Annotated in this window: 25 protein-coding genes; 8 read left to right on the top strand and 17 right to left on the bottom strand. The window is 40.7% G+C overall.

Going from position 1 to position 25,353, the window contains the following annotated elements; genetic code table 11:
• Positions 1-175: 175 nt before the first annotated feature.
• From degQ to NPA43_RS14300, 6 genes are all read left to right on the top strand, one after another.
• Complete coding sequence (gene degQ, locus NPA43_RS14325) at positions 176-316, top strand: degradation enzyme regulation protein DegQ (RefSeq protein ID WP_003213123.1); 141 nt, start codon at positions 176-178, stop codon at positions 314-316.
• A 151-nt stretch (positions 317-467) separates the two neighbouring features.
• Positions 468-1,385, top strand: a complete 918-nt coding sequence (locus NPA43_RS14320) for a polyprenyl synthetase family protein (protein WP_099727084.1) — start codon at positions 468-470, stop codon at positions 1,383-1,385.
• Positions 1,382-1,552: a competence pheromone ComX gene (gene comX / locus NPA43_RS14315; RefSeq protein WP_099727085.1), complete on the top strand. Its 171-nt coding sequence runs from the start codon at positions 1,382-1,384 to the stop codon at positions 1,550-1,552. The genes NPA43_RS14320 and comX overlap by 4 nt, the downstream gene beginning before the upstream one ends.
• Before the next feature lie 53 nt (positions 1,553-1,605).
• Positions 1,606-3,918, top strand: a complete 2,313-nt coding sequence (locus NPA43_RS14310) for an ATP-binding protein (RefSeq protein ID WP_256498986.1) — start codon at positions 1,606-1,608, stop codon at positions 3,916-3,918.
• Between the two features lie 80 nt (positions 3,919-3,998).
• The gene (locus NPA43_RS14305) at positions 3,999-4,640 is read left to right on the top strand and encodes a two-component system response regulator ComA (RefSeq protein ID WP_058013793.1); all 642 of its coding nucleotides are present in this window, start codon (positions 3,999-4,001) and stop codon (positions 4,638-4,640) included.
• Positions 4,641-4,663: 23 nt separating this feature from the next.
• On the top strand, positions 4,664-5,053 hold the full coding sequence (locus NPA43_RS14300; RefSeq protein WP_256498984.1) for a hotdog fold thioesterase: 390 nt from the start codon (positions 4,664-4,666) through the stop codon (positions 5,051-5,053).
• A gap of 255 nt (positions 5,054-5,308) precedes the next feature.
• Here the strand turns inward: NPA43_RS14300 and mnhG are convergent, their stop codons facing one another.
• Genes mnhG through NPA43_RS14265 form a run of 7 tightly spaced genes read right to left on the bottom strand, consistent with a single transcriptional unit; the run spans position 5,309 to position 11,079 of the window.
• Entirely contained in the window at positions 5,309-5,683 is a 375-nt protein-coding gene (mnhG, locus tag NPA43_RS14295; RefSeq protein ID WP_256499683.1) for a monovalent cation/H(+) antiporter subunit G, read from the bottom strand.
• Entirely contained in the window at positions 5,667-5,951 is a 285-nt protein-coding gene (locus tag NPA43_RS14290) for a Na(+)/H(+) antiporter subunit F1 (RefSeq protein ID WP_099727088.1), read from the bottom strand. Before NPA43_RS14290 ends, mnhG begins: the two co-directional genes overlap by 17 nt.
• Positions 5,948-6,427, bottom strand: a complete 480-nt coding sequence (locus NPA43_RS14285) for a Na+/H+ antiporter subunit E (protein WP_099727089.1) — start codon at positions 6,425-6,427, stop codon at positions 5,948-5,950. Before NPA43_RS14285 ends, NPA43_RS14290 begins: the two co-directional genes overlap by 4 nt.
• Before the next feature lie 6 nt (positions 6,428-6,433).
• A complete protein-coding gene (locus tag NPA43_RS14280; RefSeq protein ID WP_099727090.1) occupies positions 6,434-7,912 on the bottom strand; it encodes a Na+/H+ antiporter subunit D in 1,479 nt (492 codons plus the stop codon).
• A complete protein-coding gene (locus NPA43_RS14275) occupies positions 7,905-8,246 on the bottom strand; it encodes a Na(+)/H(+) antiporter subunit C (RefSeq protein ID WP_256498983.1) in 342 nt (113 codons plus the stop codon). The genes NPA43_RS14280 and NPA43_RS14275 overlap by 8 nt, the downstream gene beginning before the upstream one ends.
• Positions 8,246-8,677, bottom strand: a complete 432-nt coding sequence (locus NPA43_RS14270; RefSeq protein WP_099727092.1) for a Na(+)/H(+) antiporter subunit B — start codon at positions 8,675-8,677, stop codon at positions 8,246-8,248. The genes NPA43_RS14275 and NPA43_RS14270 overlap by 1 nt, the downstream gene beginning before the upstream one ends.
• A complete protein-coding gene (locus tag NPA43_RS14265) occupies positions 8,674-11,079 on the bottom strand; it encodes a Na+/H+ antiporter subunit A (RefSeq protein WP_256498982.1) in 2,406 nt (801 codons plus the stop codon). The genes NPA43_RS14270 and NPA43_RS14265 overlap by 4 nt, the downstream gene beginning before the upstream one ends.
• A 219-nt stretch (positions 11,080-11,298) precedes the next feature.
• Here NPA43_RS14265 and NPA43_RS14260 point away from each other — a divergent pair, with 219 nt between their 5' ends.
• Positions 11,299-11,508: a hypothetical protein gene (locus tag NPA43_RS14260; protein WP_099727094.1), complete on the top strand. Its 210-nt coding sequence runs from the start codon at positions 11,299-11,301 to the stop codon at positions 11,506-11,508.
• A gap of 74 nt (positions 11,509-11,582) precedes the next feature.
• Here the strand turns inward: NPA43_RS14260 and NPA43_RS14255 are convergent, their stop codons facing one another.
• The 7 genes from NPA43_RS14255 to malK all read right to left on the bottom strand — a co-directional run bounded on the left by NPA43_RS14255 (position 11,583) and on the right by malK (position 20,564).
• Positions 11,583-12,920, bottom strand: a complete 1,338-nt coding sequence (locus NPA43_RS14255; protein ID WP_099727095.1) for a 2-hydroxycarboxylate transporter family protein — start codon at positions 12,918-12,920, stop codon at positions 11,583-11,585.
• Positions 12,921-13,096: 176 nt separating this feature from the next.
• Positions 13,097-14,056: an ABC transporter permease gene (locus tag NPA43_RS14250; RefSeq protein ID WP_256498981.1), complete on the bottom strand. Its 960-nt coding sequence runs from the start codon at positions 14,054-14,056 to the stop codon at positions 13,097-13,099.
• Positions 14,057-15,103, bottom strand: coding sequence for an ABC transporter permease (locus tag NPA43_RS14245; RefSeq protein ID WP_099727097.1), 1,047 nt, complete (start codon positions 15,101-15,103; stop codon positions 14,057-14,059).
• The gene (locus tag NPA43_RS14240) at positions 15,096-16,631 is read right to left on the bottom strand and encodes an ABC transporter ATP-binding protein (RefSeq protein WP_249704927.1); all 1,536 of its coding nucleotides are present in this window, start codon (positions 16,629-16,631) and stop codon (positions 15,096-15,098) included. The genes NPA43_RS14245 and NPA43_RS14240 overlap by 8 nt, the downstream gene beginning before the upstream one ends.
• Positions 16,632-16,788: 157 nt before the next feature.
• Positions 16,789-17,871: a BMP family lipoprotein gene (locus NPA43_RS14235; protein WP_099727099.1), complete on the bottom strand. Its 1,083-nt coding sequence runs from the start codon at positions 17,869-17,871 to the stop codon at positions 16,789-16,791.
• Between the two features lie 394 nt (positions 17,872-18,265).
• Positions 18,266-18,973 (bottom strand): response regulator, encoded by a 708-nt coding sequence (locus tag NPA43_RS14230; RefSeq protein ID WP_099727100.1) that lies wholly within the window; start codon positions 18,971-18,973, stop codon positions 18,266-18,268.
• Entirely contained in the window at positions 18,966-20,564 is a 1,599-nt protein-coding gene (gene malK, locus NPA43_RS14225; RefSeq protein ID WP_256498980.1) for a malate sensor histidine kinase MalK, read from the bottom strand. The genes NPA43_RS14230 and malK overlap by 8 nt, the downstream gene beginning before the upstream one ends.
• Before the next feature lie 185 nt (positions 20,565-20,749).
• On the opposite strand from malK, the gene NPA43_RS14220 reads away from it, so the two are divergent.
• The gene (locus tag NPA43_RS14220; RefSeq protein ID WP_099727102.1) at positions 20,750-21,307 is read left to right on the top strand and encodes a YufK family protein; all 558 of its coding nucleotides are present in this window, start codon (positions 20,750-20,752) and stop codon (positions 21,305-21,307) included.
• A gap of 244 nt (positions 21,308-21,551) precedes the next feature.
• Here the strand turns inward: NPA43_RS14220 and NPA43_RS14215 are convergent, their stop codons facing one another.
• From NPA43_RS14215 to NPA43_RS14205, 3 genes are all read right to left on the bottom strand, one after another.
• Entirely contained in the window at positions 21,552-21,962 is a 411-nt protein-coding gene (locus NPA43_RS14215; protein WP_099727103.1) for a thiol-disulfide oxidoreductase DCC family protein, read from the bottom strand.
• Between the two features lie 18 nt (positions 21,963-21,980).
• A complete protein-coding gene (locus NPA43_RS14210; protein ID WP_230030815.1) occupies positions 21,981-23,882 on the bottom strand; it encodes a transglycosylase domain-containing protein in 1,902 nt (633 codons plus the stop codon).
• 108 nt (positions 23,883-23,990) lie between these two features.
• Positions 23,991-25,169 (bottom strand): MFS transporter, encoded by a 1,179-nt coding sequence (locus tag NPA43_RS14205; RefSeq protein WP_305881450.1) that lies wholly within the window; start codon positions 25,167-25,169, stop codon positions 23,991-23,993.
• Between the last annotated feature and the right edge of the window lie 184 nt (positions 25,170-25,353).

Raw genomic sequence — 25,353 nt, 5'->3', positions numbered from 1 at the left:
AGAAAATGATGAAAAAAGACCTATTGAATTTTGCGGTATCACGCACACGTTTTGTGCATACTTTTCGGTGAAAAAATACTCAATAGCATTTACACTGTTAGTAACAGATCAAATACTTATGACCCAATCACCATACACAAATACATTGATCTTCCAAAAAAGGAGAGTGGAATCGATGGAAAAGTATGAAATCGAAGAACTTAAACAATTATTGTGGAAACTTGAAAACGAAATTAGAGAAACAACGGCTTCTCTTCATAACATTAACAAAAGCATTGATCAATACGACAAATATGAATATGTGAAAATTTCTTAAAGACTTGATAATCATCAAGTCTTTTTTTTATCCAAATACATACAAAAAAAGGATATATTATTATATAATTGTTAAATAGTGATGTCAGTGGACATTTGCTTATGTCTTTTTAGTAAAATAAGAGGCGAGAGGGTGAGGTACAAGACCGAGTATGCTAAACTATCTAGAGAATACAAAAATCAAGCAGAATATGTCTGATTTTATTCAACATGCAGTCAGGCAGAATGATTTACAAAAGCTGCTTCATGAATTTACAGATATAAAGAATGAATTTCCTTTTGGGCAATTGGCTTATCAGCATTATGAGGCATTTGGCGGAAAAGACAAGCAAGCGATTACAAAACTGGCAGCAGGGATTGAACTTCTCATATTATCAGCCGATATATTAGATGATATTGAAGATCAGGACAATGATTCGTATCCTTGGATGAACGTTAACCAAGGGGTGGCCATCAATGCTTCTACGTATTTGTACACATTAAGCATTCAATTCATCACATCAATATGTGAAAATAATTCTCAACTAATAGAGAAACTGTTTCACCTCATAAAGATGTCAATGGAAGGGCAACATGAGGATTTGCGTCATATGCATGGAACTGAAGAAGAGTGTTTAGAGGTTTTAAGGAAAAAATCAGGCTCATTAACAGCTCTTTCGAGTGTGCTAGGTGTTTATTTAGCGACAAGAGAAATCAATTCAATTGTCGAGTCTTATTCGATATATTATGGTGTTGCTGAACAGATCAGTAACGATTTTTTTGCGGTATTTTCGAAAAAAAATGGAGATTTGCAAAAAAAACAAACATTGGCATTCAGTTATTTAAAAAGGCGTTTTAACGATGCCAGTCATGAGCTTTTTGAATACTTTTCTGGTCGACTAGATGAGTCAGAGCAAGAACCTTTTCAACTGAAGCAGAAATTACTTGAGGCTGGTTTGACTCAGTACATGGTATCCATGAGAGAGATTATGCTGTTAAAAATGAGGCAAGGAATCGAACAACTTGATTTACCTAAAAAAAAGAAGGAACAATTATATGAATTTATGACAAAGGAGGAGGGCAATGATTGAACATTCAAAATATCATTGCATATTTAATAAAAAATCCTAGTGTTGTGAATGAATTGGACTTAGGGAATGCAAGTTTAATTCATACAGATGAGCAAACAATGAAAGCAATCATTCAAGGATTAAAAAAAGGGCAAATGTCTGCAGAATATATATGGTACTATAAATGATACTATTCATTCTAAAGTGATTTAAAAGTTCTCCAGTTAAGGATGTTTTATACATGAAGTTAACTTATACGAAACTATCTGTTTTTTTGGTTTTTCTGTCTTTTTTATTTGTGATCTATGTTTCATATATTTATGTATTTGATATTTTTAATGGAGCACGTGTAGCGGAGAACAAGAACGGTCAAGCAGAGGTTGTCGAAGTTGAATATCTTTCTTTAGCCTACACATCAGGATTAGAAGAAGGAGATATTATACTTAAGATCAATGGTGAATCTGCCCTCAACAAAGATCATATGATCAATGGTGAGCTTAGAAATGTGCAAAGAATTGATATTCAAAGAGGCAATCAAATCATCACACTGAAAAATAAGACATTGATTGGTCAAGAAAGTTTATTTGTTTACTTAACTCCTCTTATACTTTATTCAATTTGTTTGTTTTGTATCTTCTTTATCATTAGAATTAACAAAGAAGCCCAACGAAAATCAGCATTTCTTTTAGTTTTATTCTTATTAACTATTTGTATCGGGTATCTTAGTGCAGGTACTTCAGGAATTGGCGATAGATTTAGCCATTATGTGATCGTATTTTGTTTATCCAGTGTATTTATCTTTTATATTCATTTCATTTATCAATATTTCAAAGAATTTGATCTGCATATAACGACTCAAAAAACGATACGCTTTTTATATAGTCTTCCAGTAATGAATCTGGTGATAGAGGCTTTTGTTCCTATTGATTCGGTGATAGCCAGATATATGCCAAGTTTAAATCTTGTATTCTTTTTCGCTTCTATAATCATTTCATTCAAAGTTATTATCAATGGAATGCGGAAATATAAAGAGACAGAGCAGGGATCTGTTTTAAAGTTTTTTGTCATGATTAATATAATAGCATTCTTTCCATTTATATTGTTATTTGCAATCCCTTATGTTTTGTTTCGTATTTATGTGATAGATCCATTTTTCTTGACTTCTTTTGTCCTACTCATTCCTTTTTCACTCGTGTATCAATTCATGACGAACAAACTTTATAATATGGACTTTTTGATTAGCAGACTTAGGTACTATGGCTTTCTAGCAATCACACCGACCATTTTTGTTGTAGTCACATTTTACATTCTGCAGAAACCAGAAGATCTGAAGTACACACTGAAGCTCGCACTAATCACCTATACACTCATGCTTGCTGTCTTCTATTTCAAAGAAATCCTAGATTTCCGCTTTCGTCTGAAGCGTTTTTCAGAGAAGCATAATTATCAGGACAGCATATTTAAATTTACGCAGCTCATTCGTGAGGCCTCGTCACTAAATCAAGTGCTGTATCATTTGAAATACACCATTTTAGAAGTGCTTGTTGTGAATAAAGCCTTTGTGCTTGAGGTCAAGGCTGATGGACAAATTGATGAAATTGATGAGTCGACAGATGACAGCAAGCTATGGAAAGAGTATGTGGATCAATTTCAAGATGTTTTAGGTGAAGTAGGGAAAATTATTGAGCTTGATAAAGGATTTATGATGAAAATTGGCGAGCGGGGCGGTCACTCGTTTGTGATTTGCTGTTTATCAAATTTACAGACACCGAAGCTGACTCGTGATGAAATTTCTTGGCTGAAAACATTGGCATTTTACACAAGTGTCAGCTTAGAAAATGTCGTCAAGATCGAAGAATTGATGGAGCATCTTGAAGATTTGAAACAGCGTGAAGCCAATCCCGCGTGGCTGAAAAAGATCATGTTTGCGATGGAAGAAAAGCAGCGCTCCGATTTAGCGAGGGATCTACATGATTCCGTGCTGCAGGATTTGATTTCGCTGAAAAGGCAGTCAGAAATGTTTTTAACGAATTTCCAAAACGACCAATGCCCAACGTCTATTGAACATTCGCTCATTTCATGGAATGAACAAATGTCTAAGGTCATTCAAACCACGAGAGAAACATGTCATGAGCTTCGGCCGCAGCTGCTTTATGATTTAGGTTTAGTGAAGGCGGTATCGAAGCTGACTTCTCAAATCCAGGAGGAAGCACCGTTTCACATTAGGCTGAATACGACACGCTTTGATAAAGAGCTGGACATTGATATTGACTCCCAGCTCAATATTTACCGGATTGTTCAGGAGCTGTTATCCAATGCGTTGAAGCACTCCAAAGCCAATCAAGTGTTAGTGATGCTCATTTGTATTAAAGATCAGGTTGTTCTTCACTACGAGGACGATGGAGTAGGATTTGATGCAAGCCAGCTTGATCAGCACACAAAAAGCATGGGCTTATCGGGAATAAGAGAACGTGTCAAGGCGTTAAATGGAAAGCTTCAAATTCACACAGCCCCCGAAAAAGGGCTCAAAGTGAAAATTGAAATGGAATTGTAACGATTTATTAAGGATTAAGACTTGGCATCTGCCAAGTCTTTTATATAAAATGGAAGTGAGTGATTTAAAGGGAGGAAGACATGAAGAAGATATTGGTCATTGATGATCATCCGGCTGTCATGGAAGGGACAAAAAGCATATTAGAATCAGATCAGCAGCTATCAGTCGATTGTTTAAGTCCTGATGCAGAAGCCGCCTTTTTAAAGACGCATGACTTTTCCATCTATGATGTGATTTTGATGGATTTAAATCTCGGGGATATCAATGGAATGGACATTGCGAAACAAATTCTAGAAACAAACCAACAAGTGAAAATTATCATTTATACTGGGTATGAAGTAGATGATTATTTTGAAGAGGCCATTCGGGCTGGATTGCATGGTGCAATTAGTAAAACAGAGACAAAAGACAAAATTATTGAATACATACACCGCACATTGCAAGGAGAAGTTGTCATTCAGCTATCCTATTTAAAGAAATTAATTTCACAGCAGCAAGAAAAGCCAGAACAAGCGCAGCAGACCGATCACGAGCTGTTAACAGAGCGAGAGTGTCTAATCCTCAGAGAAGTGGAAAAAGGGTACACGAACCAAGAGATTGCCGATGTGCTTCATTTGAGCAAACGCTCGATTGAATACAGCTTGACCTCCATCTTTAATAAGCTGAATGTTGGATCTCGAACAGAAGCGGTGTTAATTGCAAAATCTGAAAGTGTACTGTAAACGAATGAAGGGAGAGGGCCTTGATGGATGTGAGTGGATCAAATACACTGCTTGAGGCACTGGGGATTGAGATTGTCGAGTGCAATGTGTCACGATGCATTGCGACAATGCCGGTTGATCACCGAACAAAACAGCCATTTGGCTTACTGCACGGAGGGGCATCTGCTGCTCTAGCAGAAACGGTGGCGAGCTTGGGGGCTGCTGCTCATTTAGACTTAACTCAGCAGGTTTGCTCAGGTATTGAAATCAATGCCAATCATTTAAAATCTGTACGTGATGGAGTGGTGACAGCGACTGCTGTTCCTGTACATGTAGGGCGTCGTACAATGGTATTTCAAATCGATATAAAAGATGATCGAGATCGGCACATCTGTACGTCAAGATGCACACTTGCTGTCATTGATCGCATATAAAAAGCTCCCGGTGCAGCGGAAGCTTTTTTTAAATCTCAATAAGATTGATATTTGAACGTGGAACTGGATGCAACCTACTTTTTTTATCACTTGAATGTCAATCAATGCAAAACGACGACTATCTTGGACTGCTGTTACACTAGACATTTTAAGGAGATATGAATGATATTGCTGTCTCGTTAGAAAAAAATGAAGGGCCTAACATGTTAGGTCCTTCATTTTTTCGGTCATCCATAAAAGGAATCACAGCGTCTATTATAAATAAGAATCTTCTTTCCGCTTAATCACAAAGTTACGAAAACCGCCATAATCATCTTGTACACTGCGTTTGTCCATCTTGACTCCAGTATTGTAGGCGGCTCTTCCGATCAAATGAGCGCCGACTGGTGCTGTCAGGAAGATAAAAACAATCCCAAGCAGGATTTTCGCAGAGATAACGCCTGCAAGAAACCACTCGTGAAAGAACACACCAACTAAAATGAGGACAACGCCAAGTGTCGATGCTTTTGATGCAGCATGCATACGTGTGTAAACATCTGGTAAGCGAAGTAAACCAATAGCTGAGATGAGACACAGGATCGCGCCAAGCAGGATAAAAAAGATCACAATGGCTTTAGCGATGACGATCATTTTCAATCACTTCCCCTTTCTCAAGGAATTTAGAAAAAGCGACAGTGCCAATAAAAGCAAGGATACCGAGCAGTAAAATAATTTCAAAGAACGTGGTCGTCTTCAGTAATATTGAAACAATGGCTGTCATTCCAATTAAATTGATTCCCACCGCATCAAGTGCACTCACACGGTCAGGAATTGAAGGCCCTTTGATGACCCTGATGACAAAAAGCAGGGTAGATAGCGCGAGAATGCCAAGTGAAATTTGTAATATGAGTTCCATTATTTACTGCTCACCTCCTGAATGGCTTTTTCAAATGATACACGGATGTCATGAATGGCTTTTTCAGCATCTTCAATATCCATCGCATGAATGTATAGAATCGAACGATCATCCGAAATATCAATGACCAGTGTACCTGGCGTCAATGTAATCATATTAGCAAGTATGGTGATTTCCCAATCCGTTTTTAAGTCTGTACGAAAGGCGAAGATACCAGGCTTGATCTTAAGCTTTGGAGATAACACTGTCTTTAGTACACTCAAATTGGCAAGAAGCAGCTCCCTGATAAATATGATGAAGAGCTTGAAAATCGCATAAAGGGCATAGCCATAAAAACGCTGCGGGAAGAATCGCCGCAGTATAAAAATGGTGACCATCCCTAGTACAAAGCCTGATACAAAGCCTGAGGCTGTGTATGTATCATTCATAAACATCCAGGTAAAGGCGAGGAGAGCGTTTAATAATATTTGAAAGGCCATGTTTATCTACTCCTTCAGCACAGCTTGAATATATTTTTCTGGTGTTGAAAGCATTTCCGCAGCTTGATTGATATAAGGGGCAATGAATTCTGTCCCTAATCCAATCGCAAGCGATAAGAGGACAAGCAGTACGCCAGGGTACACCATTCCTTTAATCGATGGTTTTTTTCTTGGCAGATCCTGTTCTTCTCCCCAAAATGCGAGCATGAAAATCCTCATAATCGAATAAAGGACAAGAAGACTGGACAGTAAGACAAGGATAGAAAATGTCATGTGTCCAGCAGAAAATCCACCTTCAACAATTTTTAGCTTGCCAACAAATCCACTAAGCGGCGGAATACCTGCAAGGGATAAAGCCGATATGAAGAACATCCAGCCGAGGAGAGGCTGGGATTGAATCAGCCCGCCCATTTTTTTCAGATTATTGGTACCAGCATACACAAACAGTGCACCTGCCAGCATAAATAATGCGCCTTTGATCACCATATCGTGAATGAGATAATAAATGGCGCCTTGGAGTGATGCAGGTGTATTGGCTGCAATTCCAAACAAAATGACCCCAACAGCTGTGACAATGTTATAAATCACGATCTTTTGCACATCAGAATAGGCGATAGACCCAATGACACCGAATATGACCGTTAGTGCGGCAAGCCAAGCCATGAGTGTATGTGTAAACCCTGTATCATGTATAAACATTAACGTAAAGACTCTGGCAATCGCATATAAGCCGACCTTTGTCAGCAGTGCGCCAAACAAAGCCGAAATCGCTGCCGGCGGTGCATGATACGATCCTGGCAGCCAGAAATAAAGCGGGAAGACTCCAGCTTTTAAGCCAAATACAATTAGGAACAGAATGGAAATGACGGTAATTAACCCTGTTTGCCCCGATTCAGCTATTTTCACACTTAAATCAGCCATATTCAGTGTACCAGTGACTGCATATAAGCAAGCCACACCGACAATAAATAATGCCGACGAGATGATATTAAATACAATATATTTCAATGATTCACGAAGCTGAGGCTTTGATCCGCCTAACACAATGAGCATGTAAGATGCCATTAGCAGTAATTCAAAGAATACAAACAGGTTGAAAATATCTCCCGTTAAAAAGGCACCGCTGACGCCAGCTAACAAGAACTGCACGCCAGAGTAATAGAACAGCCGCTCTCTTTCTTTACCAATTGTTCGAAAGGAGAAGAGAACTGTGACAAGTCCAACAATGGAAGCGGTCAGCACAAGGAGTGCAGCAAACTGGTCGGCAACAAGGGCAATCCCAAATGGGGCTTTCCAGCCGCCCAAATAAAGTGTTTGGATGCCGCTTGTGAAAATCGTTTGGACCAAATAGAGATTACAGATAATGGCTGAAAGAGAGGCGAAGACACTAAAGCCTCTCGACAGCATGATGTTCTTATTCATAAAAATCAATAGTGTCGCGGCTAGTAATGGAATTAAAATAGGCAGGATCACGAGATTATTCATGCTGATCATTTCTTCTCATTTGATCCATGTCATCTGTTCGAAGCTCTTGAAAGGCACGGAAGGCCATGACGAGCAAAAAGGATGTCACACCAAAAGCAATGACAATGGCTGTTAAAATTAATGCTTGTGGCAATGGATCTACATAGGATGTGAGCCCCTCTTTTAAAATAGGAGGTGCTCCTTTTTTCAAGCCGCCCATTGTTAATAGAAGCAAATGGACGCCGTGACTCAAAACGGCAGTACCGACGATGACCCGCAGAAGGCTTTTTGAAAGCAATAAATAGGTCGCCGCCATAAAAATAATTCCGACGATAATAGACATTAAAAATTCCATTATTCCTTCTCTCCAATCGTTTGAATAATGGTCATGGTGACACCAACAACAACTAAATACACACCGATATCAAACAGTACGGCCGTTGCCAGTTCTGTTTTCCCAAGAAACGGTAATTGGAAATAACCAAAAGTATGGGATAGAAAAGGTGCACCGAATAGAAATGATCCCATTCCTGTCAGGATCGCAACGAGCAGCCCAGTCGCTGCAACATAAATAAAGTTAAACGGCAGAATGCGTCTCACTGTTTTCAGGTCATAGGCTAAGAGCAGAAGGACGACAGCCCCAGCACTCATCAGGCCGCCAATGAACCCCCCGCCAGGATTGTTATGCCCCGCAAGAAATAGGTGAAGTGAGAAAAGCAAGATGATGAATGCTGTGATTTTTGTTGTGACTTGTAAGAGCATATCATTCGTATCAATCTTTCTCATCGCCGCACGCCTCTCTTCCGTTTTCCTTGAGCTTTTAATAACCCATAGATACCGAGTGCCGCAATGGCGAGCACGGTAATTTCAAAGAGTGTATCAAAGCCCCTGAAATCTACAAGAATGACATTGACAATGTTGTCGCCGCCAGCAAGCTTGTAGCTATTTTCAATAAAGTAGGATGAAATGGTGTCAAGTGACTGCTGACTTGTTGAAGCGAAAGCAAGACAGGTGACAACAACTCCAACGCCTAAAGAAATGATCAAATTGGTCAATTTGAACCTTCTCGTTTTTTGCTTCAAGCTCAGCTGTGGCAGATGATAGAAGCAAAGTAAAAACAGCGCGACAGAAATCGTTTCAATAATCAGCTGTGTGAGCGCAAGGTCAGGTGCTCTGAAAATCACGAAGAATAATGACAGCGTGTATCCCATGACACCTAGCCCAATAATGGCCGTTAAGCGAGACCGGGCAAACACAGTCGTGAGGGTTGCCGCCACCATCACAAGTGAAAGGATGGCCTCGTACGTACCGATCGGGGCTGCTTGCTCCGTTTGAAATGAGAAGGCTTGCTGATAGAACATCACGCTACCAAGCACGATTATCATGAAACCAAACACATAGACAAGGTAGTCACGAAGGAAACCTGTCATGTAGCTGTTTGTCAGGCGATATGAGCCTTTTTCTAAGCCTGTCAGCGAACGATCATATAAAGAGTTAAATGACCATTTTTCTTTAAATATGTTGTACATTGGACGCCATTTTGACAACGTCAAATATCCGATAATCCCTAGAGCAATAACACCTATTGTCATATAAAGCTCTGGCTGGAATCCATGCCACGCTCCAATTTTCACGACAAAACGTTTTCCTGGTTCAATCGCTTCAGGAATAATCGAAGCAATAGCAGGTTCAATGACAGAATAAGCTAGAATATTTGGGAAAAAGAAAAAGGTGACCACAAGTGCAGCAAGAATAATTGGCGGGATGAGCATACCAATCGGTGCCTCATGCGGCTTTTTCTCCAATTGATCTAAATGAAGACGACCTCTAAATGTTTTAAAGAGGAGCATCATACTGTAAATGAACGTAAACACACTTGCGAGCCAAGCGATGGCTGGGAAGATCGCACCCCATGTGGAAACATCGGTAAAGCTGATGTCAGAGATCCGTATCATGCTTGTGAAAAATAGCTCTTTACTTAAGAAACCATTAAATGGCGGAAGTCCAGCCATTGAGAATGTACCGATTAACGTAATCGTAAAAGTAATAGGCATGATGGTCATTAATCCGCCTAACTTCCGAATGTCACGAGTACCCGTTTCGTGATCGATAATACCAGCTGCCATAAAGAGACTGCCTTTAAAAGTAGCATGGTTAATGAGATGAAAAATAGCAGCAAGAACGGCTGCGCCAAAAAGGGCAGGATTGTTTTCATGAATCGCAGCTGCACCTACTCCAAGCATGAGCATAATCATGCCAAGCTGACTAACGGTAGAAAAGGCCAGAATGGCTTTCAAATCGTTTTGCCGGACGGCATGGAATGATCCCCAGAATAATGTGACAAGTCCGACGATAGAAATGGTCCAGAACCACACTTCTGAAATAGCAAAGATTGGACTGAAGCGGGCAACAAGATAAATGCCGGCTTTCACCATAGTAGCAGAGTGCAGATAACTGCTCACAGGGGTTGGTGCTTCCATTGCATCAGGCAGCCAAATATAAAATGGGAACTGCGCTGATTTCGTAAAGGCACCTAGTAAGATCAGGATCATGGCAGGGATAAAATAAGGCGATGCCATAATGAGCTGAAGCTGATTGACTGCTTCACGAATACTGAATGAATCAGTGATCAGGTAGATAAGGATAAAGCCGCCAAGCATAGCTAATCCGCCAAAAACAGTAATAATCAGTGATTTGGTTGCTCCGTAACGAGAGCGTTCCCGCTTATACCAATACCCAATCAAAAGGAAGGAAGAGATACTCGTTAGCTCCCAAAATAAATAAAGAACCACCATGTTGTCAGATAGAACGACCCCAAGCATAGCGGTCATAAACATTAACAAATACGTATAGAAAGAGCCAAGCTGCTCTTTTTCCTTTGATAAGTAGAAAATACTGTACAAGACGACAAGTGCGCCAATACCTGTAATCAATAGCGCAAATAACAAACTAAGACCGTCTACATATACAGTGAAATTCATTCCAAGAGAAGGAATCCATTCGGCCTGTGAGAACAACGTTCGCCCATTTGATGTGATTGTGATCATTTGGACAAAATAGATAAATAAAAGAATAGGCAGGATAAGAACAAACCACCCCGTATGTATTCGCCTTACGTATTTAAAAAGAAAGGGCACAACAAACGCAAGCAAAAAAGGTGATAGGATGGCGAAGTGAATAAGCTGCAAGAAAATAAACCTCCTTCGATCAATATAAATTCACGTTCTAAAGAACTGGTAAATAAAATTATAGCGTAAATACAGAGATAGTGCATTGGTTTGAACTGATTTACAGCCAACTGCATTTGTTTTGAGTTCTTTTGACCACAAAAAATATTTTATCAAAAATGAAACTCGTTGTATATTGTTTTGTATTTCGTACATGCTTTTCTTAAAGGGGCTGATTACATGAAACTAAAAGCGGGCATCAGCTTAAGCATATTCTGCACGATTTTAGGAGGAGCATTCTTAATAGAACGAAATGATCAAAAAAGGTGGCAGTCAGAAAGTGAATGGCCGATGTTTTCAGAGCATCTTCTCTATATGACCTATCAAGAAGCAAGACAATATCCATTTCAGCCGAGAGAATATATACGAGTGGTCTCTGCTGAGGAATAAAGTCGTATAGGAGAAAAGAAATATAAAAAAGCATGTGCCCTTCATGAGGGCTCATGCTTTTAGTGTTGGATGGATTAAGTAAACATTCTAAGTAAGATCGTTGCGCAAATAACAGTTGCTGCTCCGCCAAGACGTGTAGATACTTGTGCGAAAGGCATAAGCCCCATTCTTCCAGAAGCTGAAAGGATCGCAACGTCACCAGTACCGCCTAGTCCACTGTGGCAGCCAGTCACAATCGCAGATTCTACTGGATACATGTTCATTAATTTCCCAACGAAGTAACCAGAACCAACCATTGCAAGTACAACAGCGATACATACGCATACAAATGGAATAGAGATCACAGTTGCTACATCATCAAGCGGAATGTACAGAATACCAAGACCAACCATAAGAGGCCATGTGAAGCTTCTTGAAACAAACTTGTAGAACTGCTGTGAGCCATTTTGAAGATGCTGAGGCATCACATTTAAGTATTTGATTAATGCTGCAAGAACAATCATTAAGATTGGACCTGGAATATGAACAAAGCTTTCTAACAAACCACCAAAGATGAAGGTTGTACAAGCAACGAGTACACCTGCACCCATTAAACCGAAATCAACTTTTGCGTCCATATCTGGCTGCTCGAAAATTTCGTTTGCTTCTTTCGATTTTACAAGACGACCATTCCCGTTAAGTTCAGGGCGTTTTTCACCAAGCTTCTTCATTGCGCCAGCACAGATAATGGCAATGACATTCCCAATAACAGCAGCGGGAATTAATTGAGAAATTAATGACTCTGCTGATACACCAAGAATTTGTGAATAAGCAATAGATAATGGCAAAATCCCTTCTCCAACACCACCGGCAATAATCGGTACAATGATAAAGAAGAACGAATGATGCGGTGTGTAACCAACTAAAAGACCAACAAGAATTCCGGCACTCACAGCTGCAATTGTACCTGCAACAAGAGGAACAAACATACGAATAAGGCCTTGTACTAAAACCGTTCGCTGCATCCCAAGAATACTACCTACTACAAGAGCAGAAATATAGAAGTAAAGGAAGTTAGACGTTTTCATAAGAGACGTAACCGCTTCCAACGAGTTCGGATTCAGAACATTAAAAAAGACCAGGAACGATGGTACGAATAAAGAAAGAATCGCTGGTCCACCAATATCTTTTAAGATTGGAATACGTTGTCCTACATCTCCAAGGAAAATCCCTAAAATCATAATAACAGCGAAACCACCAAGCATATTTGCTGGAATTTTATTAAAATAAGCGGCAGTTAAAATAATCGCTGCAAGTACTAAATACACAGGAAGATCAATAACACCAATTTTCCAAGACATGATCTTTCGGAAAACGCTTTTATTATTGTCAGAATCATTTGTAATCGATTTCAATTGTTGTGCATTAGCCACATAAACACCCCCAAATGCTATTTGACTCAATTGTAGAAGATTCAATGACACTCTTCTATTTATTAAACTAAATTAAGTGTAATAAAAGTAAAATAAACAGGGGGTTTTATCGTTTTTATCATACAAAAATCCCCTGAAGATAGTTTGTCCTTCAGGGGATTGATCATACATCGTATTTATCGTTTTCCTTTTAAATAAGGTGTGCCAAGTGCTTTCGGTGCATCTGCACGTCCGATGAAGCCAGTAAGTGCTAGGATCGTAAGCACATATGGGGCAATGAGCATGTACACGTTCGGTATATCTTGAAACAGCGGTAAGAGAGAGCCAATGATGCTTAAACTTTGTGCAAATCCAAAGAATAAAGCAGCGCCCATTGCGCCAAATGGATGCCATTTACCGAATACAAGCGCAGCTAAAGCGATGAATCCTTGACCAGTAATGGTCGCGTGTGAGAAATCAAGCGCGATGGTTGAAGCATAAACAGCTCCGCCAAGACCGCCAAACAGACCACTAATGAAGACGCCAATATAGCGCATCCGGTACACTTTGATCCCCATTGTATCAGCAGCCATTGGATGCTCACCGACTGCACGGAGACGAAGACCAAACGGCATTTTAAATAAAACGAACCAAGCAACAACCGCAAGAACTAATGCAAGTATGGATGTATAATAGACATCTTTAAAGAAGATATCACCAATAATCGGAATATCACTTAAAAGGGGAATATCTCCTTTATAAAAAGGCTCTGTAATTTTATCAGTTTGTGCTTTCCCGTAAATAAGTTTCACGACAAACAGTGTAGCGCCAAGCGCAAGCATGTTAATGGCAACACCACTAACCGTTTGATCTGCTCTAAACGTAATGGTCGCAACAGCGTGAATAAGTGAGAACAATCCGCCAATGACCATTCCGATGAGAAGCCCAAGCCACGGGGTCAAGGCCCCAAACGTATCAGCAAAAAATAGGTTAAAGATAATACTGGAAAATGCTCCGACGACCATCAAACCTTCAAGACCGATATTGACAACACCTGATCTTTCTGAAAAGACGCCTCCAAGAGCGGTTAAAATAAGTGGTGCAGCATAAACAAGTGTAGCTGGGACGATGATTTCAAGAATTTGCAGAAATCCCACTTATTTTCCCCCCTTTTTCTTCATTTGTTGAATGACAAGACGGATAATATAGCTTGAGGCGACGAAAAGAATAATGATCGCAATGACAATATCAACGACCTCAGTCGGTACGCCAGATTCAAGCGGCATATTTAAAGCACCGACCTTCAATCCACCAAGTAATAGTGCAGCAAGAACGACACCAATGGCTGTATTTCCACCTAATAAGGCAACAGCGATTCCGTCGAAACCGACGCCTGTAAACGAGCCTTTAATGGAGGCATATTCAAACGTGCCAAGCCCTTCCATTGCGCCTGCAAGCCCTGCAAAGGCACCTGAAATGAGCATTGCATAAATGATATTGCGGCGAACGTTCATGCCGGCATAATGTGATGCCTGCTGGTTCATTCCAACAGCCCGCAATTCAAATCCTTTAGAGGTTTTTTGAATAATGACCCACATCACGACCGCCGCAATAATGGCAACAAAAATGCCGTTATGCATTCGTGAGAAATCGGTTATTTGCTCAAAAAATCCAGAGCGAAGCGAGGCAGTGGCATCGATTTTTTCTGTTTTATCTTTATTGCTTGTTAAGACATTTGAGATCAAATAGTTCGTCACATGAAGGGCAATGTAGTTCATCATGATGGTGACAATGACTTCATGGACATAAAAACGTGCCTTTAAAAATCCAGGAATAAAGCCCCATAATGCACCAGCAGCAGCAGCCGTGATGAGTGCAAGAGGCAGGTGGATATAGGCAGGTGCATGGACGGTTGTTCCGATCCATACAGCAGCTACCCAGCCAATGAGCATTTGCCCTTCTACCCCGATATTAAAGAGGCCTGTCCGAAATGCAAAGGCAACAGCAAGTCCTGATAAAATATAAGGTGTCACTTGTCTGATGGTTTCTCCCATATAATATGTTTCACCGAAGACGCCATTCCAAAGGGCGCCATAGCCTTCGATGACACTATAGCCGCTTGCAAGCATAATAATGGCCCCAACGAAAAGACCAAGTACAATGGCTATAAGCGGAATCAGCAGATTTGTTAAGCGATTAGACATTTGCTTCTTTCCCCACTTCCTGTTGCGTACTTCCAGCCATTAATAGACCAAGCTCCTGCTCTGTTGTTTCTTTTGGATCAACAATGGCAATCATGCTGCCTTCGAAAATCACAGCAATCTTATCACTGACATTGATAATTTCATCAAGCTCAAAAGAGATGAGCAAAACGGCTTTGCCTGTGTCTCTTTGTTCAATGAGACGTTTATGAACAAATTCAATCGCACCAACATCAAGTCCACGTGTCGGCTGAGCGGCAATTAATAAATCAGGATTTCGGTCAACTTCACGGCCGATAATGGCTTTTTGCTGGTTACCGCCTGACAGGGCGCGTGCTTCTGTATATTCACTCGGTGTCCGTACGTCATATTCAGTTATGATTCGTTTTGCTTTTTGATAAATGTTTTTCATATTCATCAAGCCAAATTTCGAGTAAGGGCGCTGATAATATGTTTGTAAGGAAATATTTTCTCCTATTGAAAAATCGAGCACAAGTCCGTGCTTATGACGGTCTTGAGGAATATGTCCAATACCAGATTCGGTGACCTTACGAGGCGGGAGGTTTTGAATGGCTTTCCCGTTTAGCATGATCGTGCCGGATTCTGATTTTTTCAGACCTGTAATGGCTTCAATTAATTCAGATTGACCATTGCCATCTACCCCAGCAATTCCTACAATTTCGCCAGCCTTCACTGAGAGGTTCAGGTGTTTGACTGCTTCGATTCCTCGTGCGTCTTTTACAGTCAGATCTTGAATTTGAAGCACTTCCTCAGCAGGAGAGGCTGCTTTTTTGTCTGTTTTAAATGAAACTTCCCTGCCGACCATTAAGCTTGCAAGCTCGTCTTTATTGGTGCTTTCCACATCAAGTGTACGAATGCCCTGGCCTTTTCGAATAATGGTGACGCGATGACAGGCATCCATAATTTCTTTCAGCTTGTGGGTAATTAAAATAATGGATTTGCCTTCATTGATTAAATTTTTCATAATTTGTATGAGTTCTTTTATTTCTTGAGGTGTTAAGACGGCTGTTGGTTCGTCGAAGATCAAAATGTCAGCGCCGCGGTAAAGTGTCTTTAAGATTTCTGCACGCTGCTGCATTCCAACAGAGATGTCAGATACTTTTGCGGCAGGGTCTATTTTCAAACCATAGCGGTCAGAAAGCTCTTGCACTTGCTGTATGGCTTGTTCTTTATCAATCTTTCCAAACTTCTTTGGCTCTTTCCCTAAAATGATGTTTTCAGCAACAGTGAATGTATCGACAAGCATAAAGTGCTGATGCACCATTCCGATGCCTAAATCACTAGCATCATTTGGACTAGAGATGGTCACAGGTTTTCCGTGTACCTTGATTTCACCTTTTTCAGGCTGATATAGTCCGAAAAGTACGTTCATGAGCGTTGATTTTCCAGCGCCGTTTTCACCAAGCAGCGCATGAATTTCGCCCTTTTTTAGCTGCAGCGTAATGTTGTCGTTTGCTACAATGCCAGGGAATTCTTTGCGTATATTCAACATTTCAATGACATAATCCACAGGTTTAACCGCTCCTTTTTTAGGGTGCTGATGAAGATAAAAACTAGCAAAAGAAAAGCTGCAAAACAAGGCTGCAGCTTTTCTTTTACCACCTTTTACGAATAAAGAGGAGGTAAAGGAGAGGCAAGGGGATAAGGCGCTTATCCCGATGCTCAAATTAAGCTTTAAAATCTTTTAATTCATCACGTGTTGCAGGGATTTTGACTTCGCCCTTGATGATCTTTTGTTTCCATTCTTCTACTTTCTTCAATACATCTTTGTCAAGGTTGTCCTGAGATGGAGAGATGTCAACGCCGCCTTCTTTCAGACCGTATGTGATCACTTCGCCGCCAGGGAATTTACCTTCTTTTGCTTTCGTCGTTAAGTCTTGTACTGCTGTGTCTACTTTCTTAATCATAGAAGTAAGAGTGACACTTTGCTTTGTTCCAGGTACTTTTCCTTCGTCATACTGGTCTTTATCTACACCGATGACCCAGACTTTACGGTTAGGATCAGCTTTTTTCAGGTTTTTCGCTTCTGTGAAGACACCAGTTCCAGTGCCGCCAGCTGCATGATAAATGATGTCGACGCCAGATTTGTACATACTTTCAGCTGTTGCTTTACCGATGTCTGCTTTATCGAATGCCCCAGCATATTTCACTTCAACTTTTGCTTTCGGGTTAGCTGCTTCAACGCCTGCGCGGAATCCAACTTCGAATTTTCTGATTAATTCAGAGTCAACGCCGCCAACAAAACCGATTTTGTTCGACTTTGTAGAAAGAGCAGCTGCAACACCAACAAGGAATGATCCTTCGTTTTCGTTAAACATAATGCTTGCTACGTTGTCTTTTTTCACTACTGCATCAACGATACCAAAGTGATTTTTTTTACGTTGATCTGCGATTTCACTAATAGAATCTTGCATTAAGAAACCAATTCCATAAATGAGGTCGAATTTCTCACGAGCAAGTGTGTTTAAGTTTGTTGTATAGTCAGCATCTGATTTAGATTGTAAGTAATCAAAACCGTTTTTACCTTTTGTTAAATTGTTGTCTTTCCCAAATGCTTGTAGACCTTCCCAAGCTGATTGGTTAAATGATTTGTCATCGACACCACCGACGTCAGTTACCATTGCAACAGTGAATTGATCTTTATCTTTTTTGCTTTCACCGCTGTTTGAGCCAGAGTTGCCGCATGCTCCAAGGATGGTTCCTGCTGCTACGACTAAGGACAATGCTAGTCCAATTTTGCGCTTCTTCAAAACATAACCCCCTATAAAATTTAAAAGTTTCAGAAAAGTCTCGCGAAAAATGACCGACCTCTATCTTCTCTTCCTTGTGAAAAGGGTATTTTATCCTGCTTTCTCAAGAAACTTATGGAGTGCAGGAGAGAAGATGTAAGACATCAGACTTATATCTCGTTGAACTAATCAATCATAATTTATCATTTCCGATCGAATAAATAAATAGAAATTTGTTTTATTTTAAAAAAAATGTTAAAAGGCTTCATTCGATGTCTTTTTATAGACTGAAATATGATATAATGCCGCTTTTGCAATGTGCTCTATTACAGTGGAACTACTGATATCAAGGGGTTTGTTACATCGCATGCCATAAAAAAACATCTGGCCTTTGTGAAAGGTCAGATGCGTCAAATTATAGATATTGCTGGATTAAATTCATATTGCTTGTATTGAGTTTATATTGGAAAACAGGACGTCCAATTGTCCCATATGCCATTTCCACATCAACTACTTCGATGTCCTCAAGGAATTTCAAGTATTTTCTAATAGAGACTTGAGAGATTTCTGTATGATTGGCTAGGTCTTCGGTCGTGAAAGCCTGCTGACCAAATGATTGAATGCTTGTCCAGATAAGTTTGAGGGTGCTTTTGGTCAGGCCTTTTGGCAGAAGGACTTTTTCCGCCTCTGCTTTTTTATGAAAGAGCTTCGCATCTAAATCATTTTGCGAGATGCTGTTCATCGATTGGTACAAGGCGTGTTTTCTTTTATACTCTGCTAAAGCTGATTGGAATCGTTCGAATTCAAAGGGCTTGATTAAATAATCAACGGCTCCGTTTCGCATCGTTTGCTGCACAACGTCGACTTCATTCGCAGCAGAAATGACGATGACATCAACGGAATGATTTTGCTGACGAATTTCTGATAATAGCGCCAGCCCATTTTGTCCAGGCATATAAATATCGAGCAGTACAAGATGAATGACTTCTGTTTTTAAACATTCTAGTGCCTTCTGAAAGGAGGTGGCGATTCCCTTTAACTCAAAGCCATCTATTTGGCTCAAGTAGCGTTTGTTTAGCTCCCCAACCATTGGATCATCTTCTACTATTAACACATTAATCATGTGAATCCTCCTTTTGTTTATACGGAATGCGGAGACTAAAGGTCGTTCCTTCTCCTTTTTCACTCGTGACAATCATATGTCCGTTCAATTTTTTGATGCTTTGGTCAACGAAGTAGAGACCGAATCCTCTGTCTTCTCCTTTTGTTGAAAAGCCTTGATCAAACATGATGTTCTGTTCTTCTTTTGTCAGACCGACACCTGTGTCCGTGATTTCAATATGAAGCTGCTCCTGGACGTATCGGAATGAGATCGAGATATTTCTGATTTCTGTATGAGAAACAGCATCGAGTGCGTTATTTAACAAGTTGCCGATAACGGTAATGAGATCATGCGTCACTGCTGGGTCCTCTGTGTTTGGGACTTGTGTGCTGCAAATGACTTCTAAGGTAGCGCCTTGTTCCCTGATGTAGCTTTGTTTTCCTAGTAAAAATCCTGCTAAGACAGAGTTTTTCACATGGTTGATGATTTCATTTGTTTCTGTTTGCTGATAAATCGCAATATCTTTGATATAGGTGCCAAGGTCCTCGTAATTTTTGAGCTGGACCAATCCTAAAATCACATGAAGCTTGTTCATAAATTCGTGTGACTGGGCACGAAGGGCATTGGCATACATCTTGACGCCGCTTAGCTGCTCAGCGAGGTGTTTGACTTCTGTTTTGTCACGGAAGGTAGCAATCGCCCCAACAATCTCACCTTTTACCGTAATCGGCACCTCGTTAAAGACAAGTTCCAGTCCATTCATTCTCACGTCACGATCAAGCAGAGGCTTGCGTGTTTCAATCACTTGCTTTAAGCCGCTTGAAGGGAGGAGAGTCTGAACATCTTGTTCTCTAGGATCAACTTGAATGCCCATATTATGAAAGAGGCGTTTGGCTTCTAGATTGGCGAGCTTAATCTTACCGTGCTGATCAACGGCAAGAATGCCTTCTTTTGTTGATTCTAGCATGGCGCTTCTTTCTTTTAATAATGTGGCGATCTCATCCGGCTCCAGCCCAAACATAATCTTCTTCACTTTTCGCGCAACAATGAGTGCACCGATAATGCCAGACAGAAGGCTAAGTGATGTGACGAAGTAGAGCGGAAGTAAGCTTTGATGAATAATCAAATCAATTTCCTTTAACGTAATCCCTACTGCTACAGCCCCGAGCTGCTTTCCGTTTTGATCATAAACAGGAACAAAAGCACGCATGGATCTGCCTAGTGTTCCAGAAGCCGTACTAATATGTTCTTTACCGTGTAATGCCGGTTTTTCATCACCGCCAGCAAACGGCTTCCCGATCTTTTGCGGATTCGGATGTGTTTTGCGGATGCCGTTCATATCCATGACGACAACAAATTCAGTTTTGGTGATTTGCTGAACACTTGTTGTATATTCACGCAGTGCTGAGTATGAATGATTTTCTAATGATTCCGCCGTGATCGGTGCCTCTGCGACCATTTTGGCAGTGGAGAGGGCAATGTCACGTTCCTGTTGATGAATGTTCTTGGCTGTTTCCGACCATATCGTAAAGAATGTGATACAAAGGGAGATCAGGACAACGATACAGACAAAGATCGTCAGCCGTGTTTGCAGTCTTAAAGTTTTTTTCACGAGTATACCCCTAACTCACGATTTTTTCGTAATAGTAATACTTTAACGGGAAAATGTAAGTTTGTGAAGGAATGTACGTGCAAAATCACAAATTTGATGCTGTTCCCATTTTACGTTGAAAGTATCTTGTCAATCCGTTTTAAGTGAGCCATAATAAATGTGAGCTTATGAGAAAGGAACTATTTATGAAAAATACATATTTGACTGGATATTTTCCGCTGATTTCTATTTTACTATTCAGCTCTGCTTTTTCGATTTTCACAGTAGGCATCATCACTGATTTCTTGACTCAGGCAGGTATTTTAAAAGGAATGCTGGAGTTCTTTTCAGAACAGGGCATCCGTCTTGCTCTTTTTGCCGCATGTGCACTTATTTATTTTATGATCTTATCTGCCTTAAAACTGATTGCAGATACGGTTTTAGAGCTGGCGCTACTTTTTTTCGCAAAGGACCCTGAAGGGGAGAACTTAAAGAAAATTCGGATTGCATCCGTTGTTTATTTGTTTGCCAGCTTACTTGCCTTTCTGTTGACGCAGCAGCTGATTCTGCTTGTGGGACTTTTTGTTTTAGCAAGTCTTGTTTATTTTATCTGGGTTATTGTACGCATTTATCAATCGCTCTCTATGCTGAATTTAATTGGATTTATGATGTTTATTTTGCTATTTTGGGCCACGTTTTTGATCGGCATTTTGTACTTATTTATTAAGCTTTATAACAGTGTGATGGCGAGTCTGCCTGCTTAAACAGACGAAAGAAAGCATCCTCCGATGATGGAGGATGCTCAGCGTGTAGACAACCCCTCGCATTCGGTGTCAGTCCTGCGTGCCGGTGCTCACGAATGTCAAATTCGCTCCGCTCCGGTACTCGTCCTTCCTAGACTTCAAGGGTTTTCTATCACGCTGAAAAGAAGACAAAGGGCTAAAATAAAGATCATTTTAGCCCTTTGTCAACAATCTGAGCATCCTCTGATGATGGAGGGTGCTTTTTTTATGAAAGAAATCGTTTTTGAATATCGGGTGTAGGCATCATACAGGATGTTTTTTGACCAAACCATTTGTAGCGGTTTTTCGCGATCAGTTGATAAAACCAATCGCGGATTGGACGCGGAATGGCGAGGAGCAAATAGCTCCACCGGTATATTCCTGTTAGATGCCGTGCAGCTTTTAAAATGCCTGTCGACTTCATATAAAGAGTGCCTTCTTCAATATAAATGAATGAATTGAACTCATCTAAAGGCAAACCATGTTCTTGTAAAATTCGCTGCCCTGTATCTGATTGTAATGAAGCAAACATCATCCGCTCATTCGGATCACGCTTAATCACAAACTGAACAGCGCCGCTGCACACGTTGCAGACACCGTCAAATAAAATTAAATGGGGTGGATGTGTTGAATGCATCGCAATCAAACCTCCTGTTTATCTGGCGTATTGCATCGTATTTTTCCAAATACGTAAGTGCGGGCTTGAGCTATAAATGGATTCAACCGTTCCTCTATCTCTTCCGACCCATACACCCATTGTGTATTGATCGGTCAGCCCAACAAACCAAATGTCTTTGTAGTCATTGGATGTCCCCGTTTTACCACCGATGTATGGGGAATTGAAATTCGCTTTTTTTCCTGTTCCACTTTTCACAACGGAGGTAAGCAGTTTGCGCATCGTTTCATTTGTACGCTGAGAATACACTTGCTTCGGCGATTCCTTCCACTTGTAAAGGGTTTTGCCGTTTAAGTCTGTCACCTTTGTGATTGAATGACTTTGCGTGTAGGCACCTTGATTGCCAAAGACGGTATACGCATCCGTTATTTCTAGCGGTGAGAAGCCTTTCGTAAATCCTCCAAGTGCAGAAGGAAGACGATAATCATCCGCTACAATATGCTCGAATGAGAATTTCTCTAAATAGCTGAAGCCTTTTTTGACACCGACTGTATCCAGCATTCGGATTGCAGGGGTATTGTAAGAATTCTTAAAGGCTGTTTCAAGTGTGACCGTTCCATACGTTTTATGATTATAGTTCTGCGGACAGTATCCGCTGCTGCAAAACTTGCCGGCACTGATGGTGCTTGAAGCCGTTGCCCCGGTTTGATCAATATAAGGACCATAGTCTAAAAGCGGCTTAATCGCAGAACCGGGCTGTCTTTGCGCTTGATAGGCGTAGTTGAAATCAAACTTTTTGTAGTTTTTCCCGCCAGCAAGTGCAACAATTTGATGGGTTTCATGGTTAATGACTGCTGATCCGCCTTCCACACCTTGATAAGGCAATTGAGTATTGAGCTGATAGACTGCTCTTTGCTGTAAGGAAGGATCAAGTGCTGTATAAATCTTCACGCCATCCTGGAGCAGGGCACTGACCTTTTCAGATAATTCTTTTTGAATGGCTTTTTTCGCTCCTGCTGTTTTGGCCTTCTTCAATCGTTTTGTAAAGCCTTCCTGATTAGACACAAGATCGGTAAATTCCTCATTGGCATATGTCACATAGTCAGGGTAAAGATTTTTCTTTTCACTTAAGGACAAGCTGATTTTTTCTTTGACGGCTTTTTTGTATTGCTTCTTGGTGATGACGCCATCTTTCTTCAAAATACCGAGCAGCCGTTCTTGGCGTTTCTTTGTGTGTTTGAATTGTTTCAATGGGTCATACAGCGTTGGGTTGTTTGGAATAGCAGAGATAAATGCCATCTGTGCCAGCGACAAAGAACTAAGCGGCTTATCAAAATAGTAATTAGCCGCAGAACCCACACCGTAAACACCGTTACTGAAATAAATCGTATTTAAATAGCTTTCGAGAATTTCATCTTTAGTGAATTTACGCTCTAGTTCATAGGAATAGAGCAGCTCTGTAAACTTTCGGCTGAACGAACGTTCATGGCTTAAATATAAGTTGCGGGATAACTGCTGTGTGATGGTACTGGCTCCTTGGCTAATGCCTTGGTTTTTGACATTTGCGGCAAGGGCGCGAACAACTCCCATAAAGTCAATGCCTTTATGGTCATAAAAGTTGCGGTCCTCTGAGCGGAGGAACAGCTCCTTCACAGGATCAGGGATTTTATCGTATTTCACGAAAACGCGGTTCTCATCGTTCGATACGATCTCGGAGATAAGAGAACCATCCCGATCATACATATAACTGTTTTGGGAAAAATCTATCTTTTCCAGCTTGATTTTTTGATCAAGCACTTTGTTAACAGGCTTTACACTTGCAGCTTCTTCCTTTGATAGATAAAAAGTCAGAACAAATAGTGGGATGAGGGCAGCAAGTAATAACCAACCAATGATTGCACGAAACATGAGGTCACTCACTTTCTTCAGATTTCTAGCCATATCGTACCATTCTTTTGCGAATACGAGAAGGTTATTTTTAGAAAAGAACGGGCGTGAAGTCTAGTAGAGAAGGCATCTAGACATGAAAAAAGAGTATCTGATGATGGATCAGACACTCCTTTCTTTTGCCTTTGAGTGTGAGCGAACCCCCCATAAAAATAACGCGCCAAAAAGAAAAATGACGGCAGTCACATAAAAGACAGCTGGAATCCCGTAATGGCTCGCTACAATGCCGCCAATGACTGGACCGACGACATTCCCGAGAAATCGGAAACTGACATTGTATCCGAGCACTTCCCCTTGCATGGAGGCAGGTGCTTTGATTCGAATATACGCCGTCGTACACGGAATAATCCCGCCTAGTGCCATCCCGTATAGAAAACGGAAAATGACTAACATCACGTAGGAGTCCGCCATTGCTTGCGGGATGAATAAAATAGAGGAGAGGATGAGAAGGGCAAGCAGCACCTTATCGTGTCCGATTCGATCTCCAAGATCTCCCCATTTTCGCGTAAACAGCAAATTTCCAAGTCCTGTTGCAGAAAACGCCAGTCCCGCATAAAAGGCGAGATTGACTGGGCCGTGCAAATCATGAATGTATAAAGCTAAAAGTGGCTGAATACTAAAGTTCCCCACTTGCGTAATAAACGTTAAAAGCATCGTGACCACAAGCAAAGGCTGTTTGAAAATATGAACGATGACATCTTTTCGTGAGTAAGAAACGCGCTTTGCTTCTTTTGACCGAATCGGCTGTTCCTTCACACCGAAGATAATGACAATAGCAGACACATAAATGACAGCGGCTGTTAAGAAAAACGTATAAATGAAGCCAACGCTGTCTGCCATGAGTCCGCCCATTAATGGACCGAACAATCCTCCGGCGACATTACTCATCTGCATGGTTCCTAATGTTTTACCGGCAGTTGCCTTTTCAGTCTGAGCAGAAATCAGCGCCATTGAAGTAGAGATAAAGCCTGTTACAAGCCCCATGAAGAGCCGCAGTGCGAATAGCTGATAAACGGTTTGAACAAGCCCCATTAATAGAATACTTGTGGCAATCCCAATGCCGTTAATCAGCAAAATCTTTTTATAGCCGTGCCTGTCACCAATCCGTCCCCAAATTGGAGAAATCAGAAAGGCCGTTAAAAACGTGACCCCAAAGACATAGCCGCTCCATCTTTGGACAAATTCATTCGAATAGCTGCTATCAAGAGATTCTATGTAAAGTGATAAAAAAGGGACGATCATTGTAATGCTGGCAGATACAAAAAAGTTCACAAACCACATGATGTACAAGTTTTTTTTCCTGTTTGTGATAGAGACCACCTTCTTTATTTATTTCGTGTTCCTTAATAATTATAAAGGAAAATAAACGATCTTTCATCTGATGAATAGGTTGGGCATAGTGAATCTGCATTATTTTCAAGAAAATGAAGTGATTTCAAGATCCGTCTTAATATAATGATATCAG

It is taken from the genome of Bacillus pumilus, from assembly GCF_024498355.1.
In the GTDB taxonomy this organism is placed as follows: Bacteria; Bacillota; Bacilli; order Bacillales; family Bacillaceae; genus Bacillus; species Bacillus pumilus_P.
The sequence above is the reverse complement of the archived record's forward strand: the minus strand, read 5'-3'. Positions and strand labels throughout refer to the sequence as shown.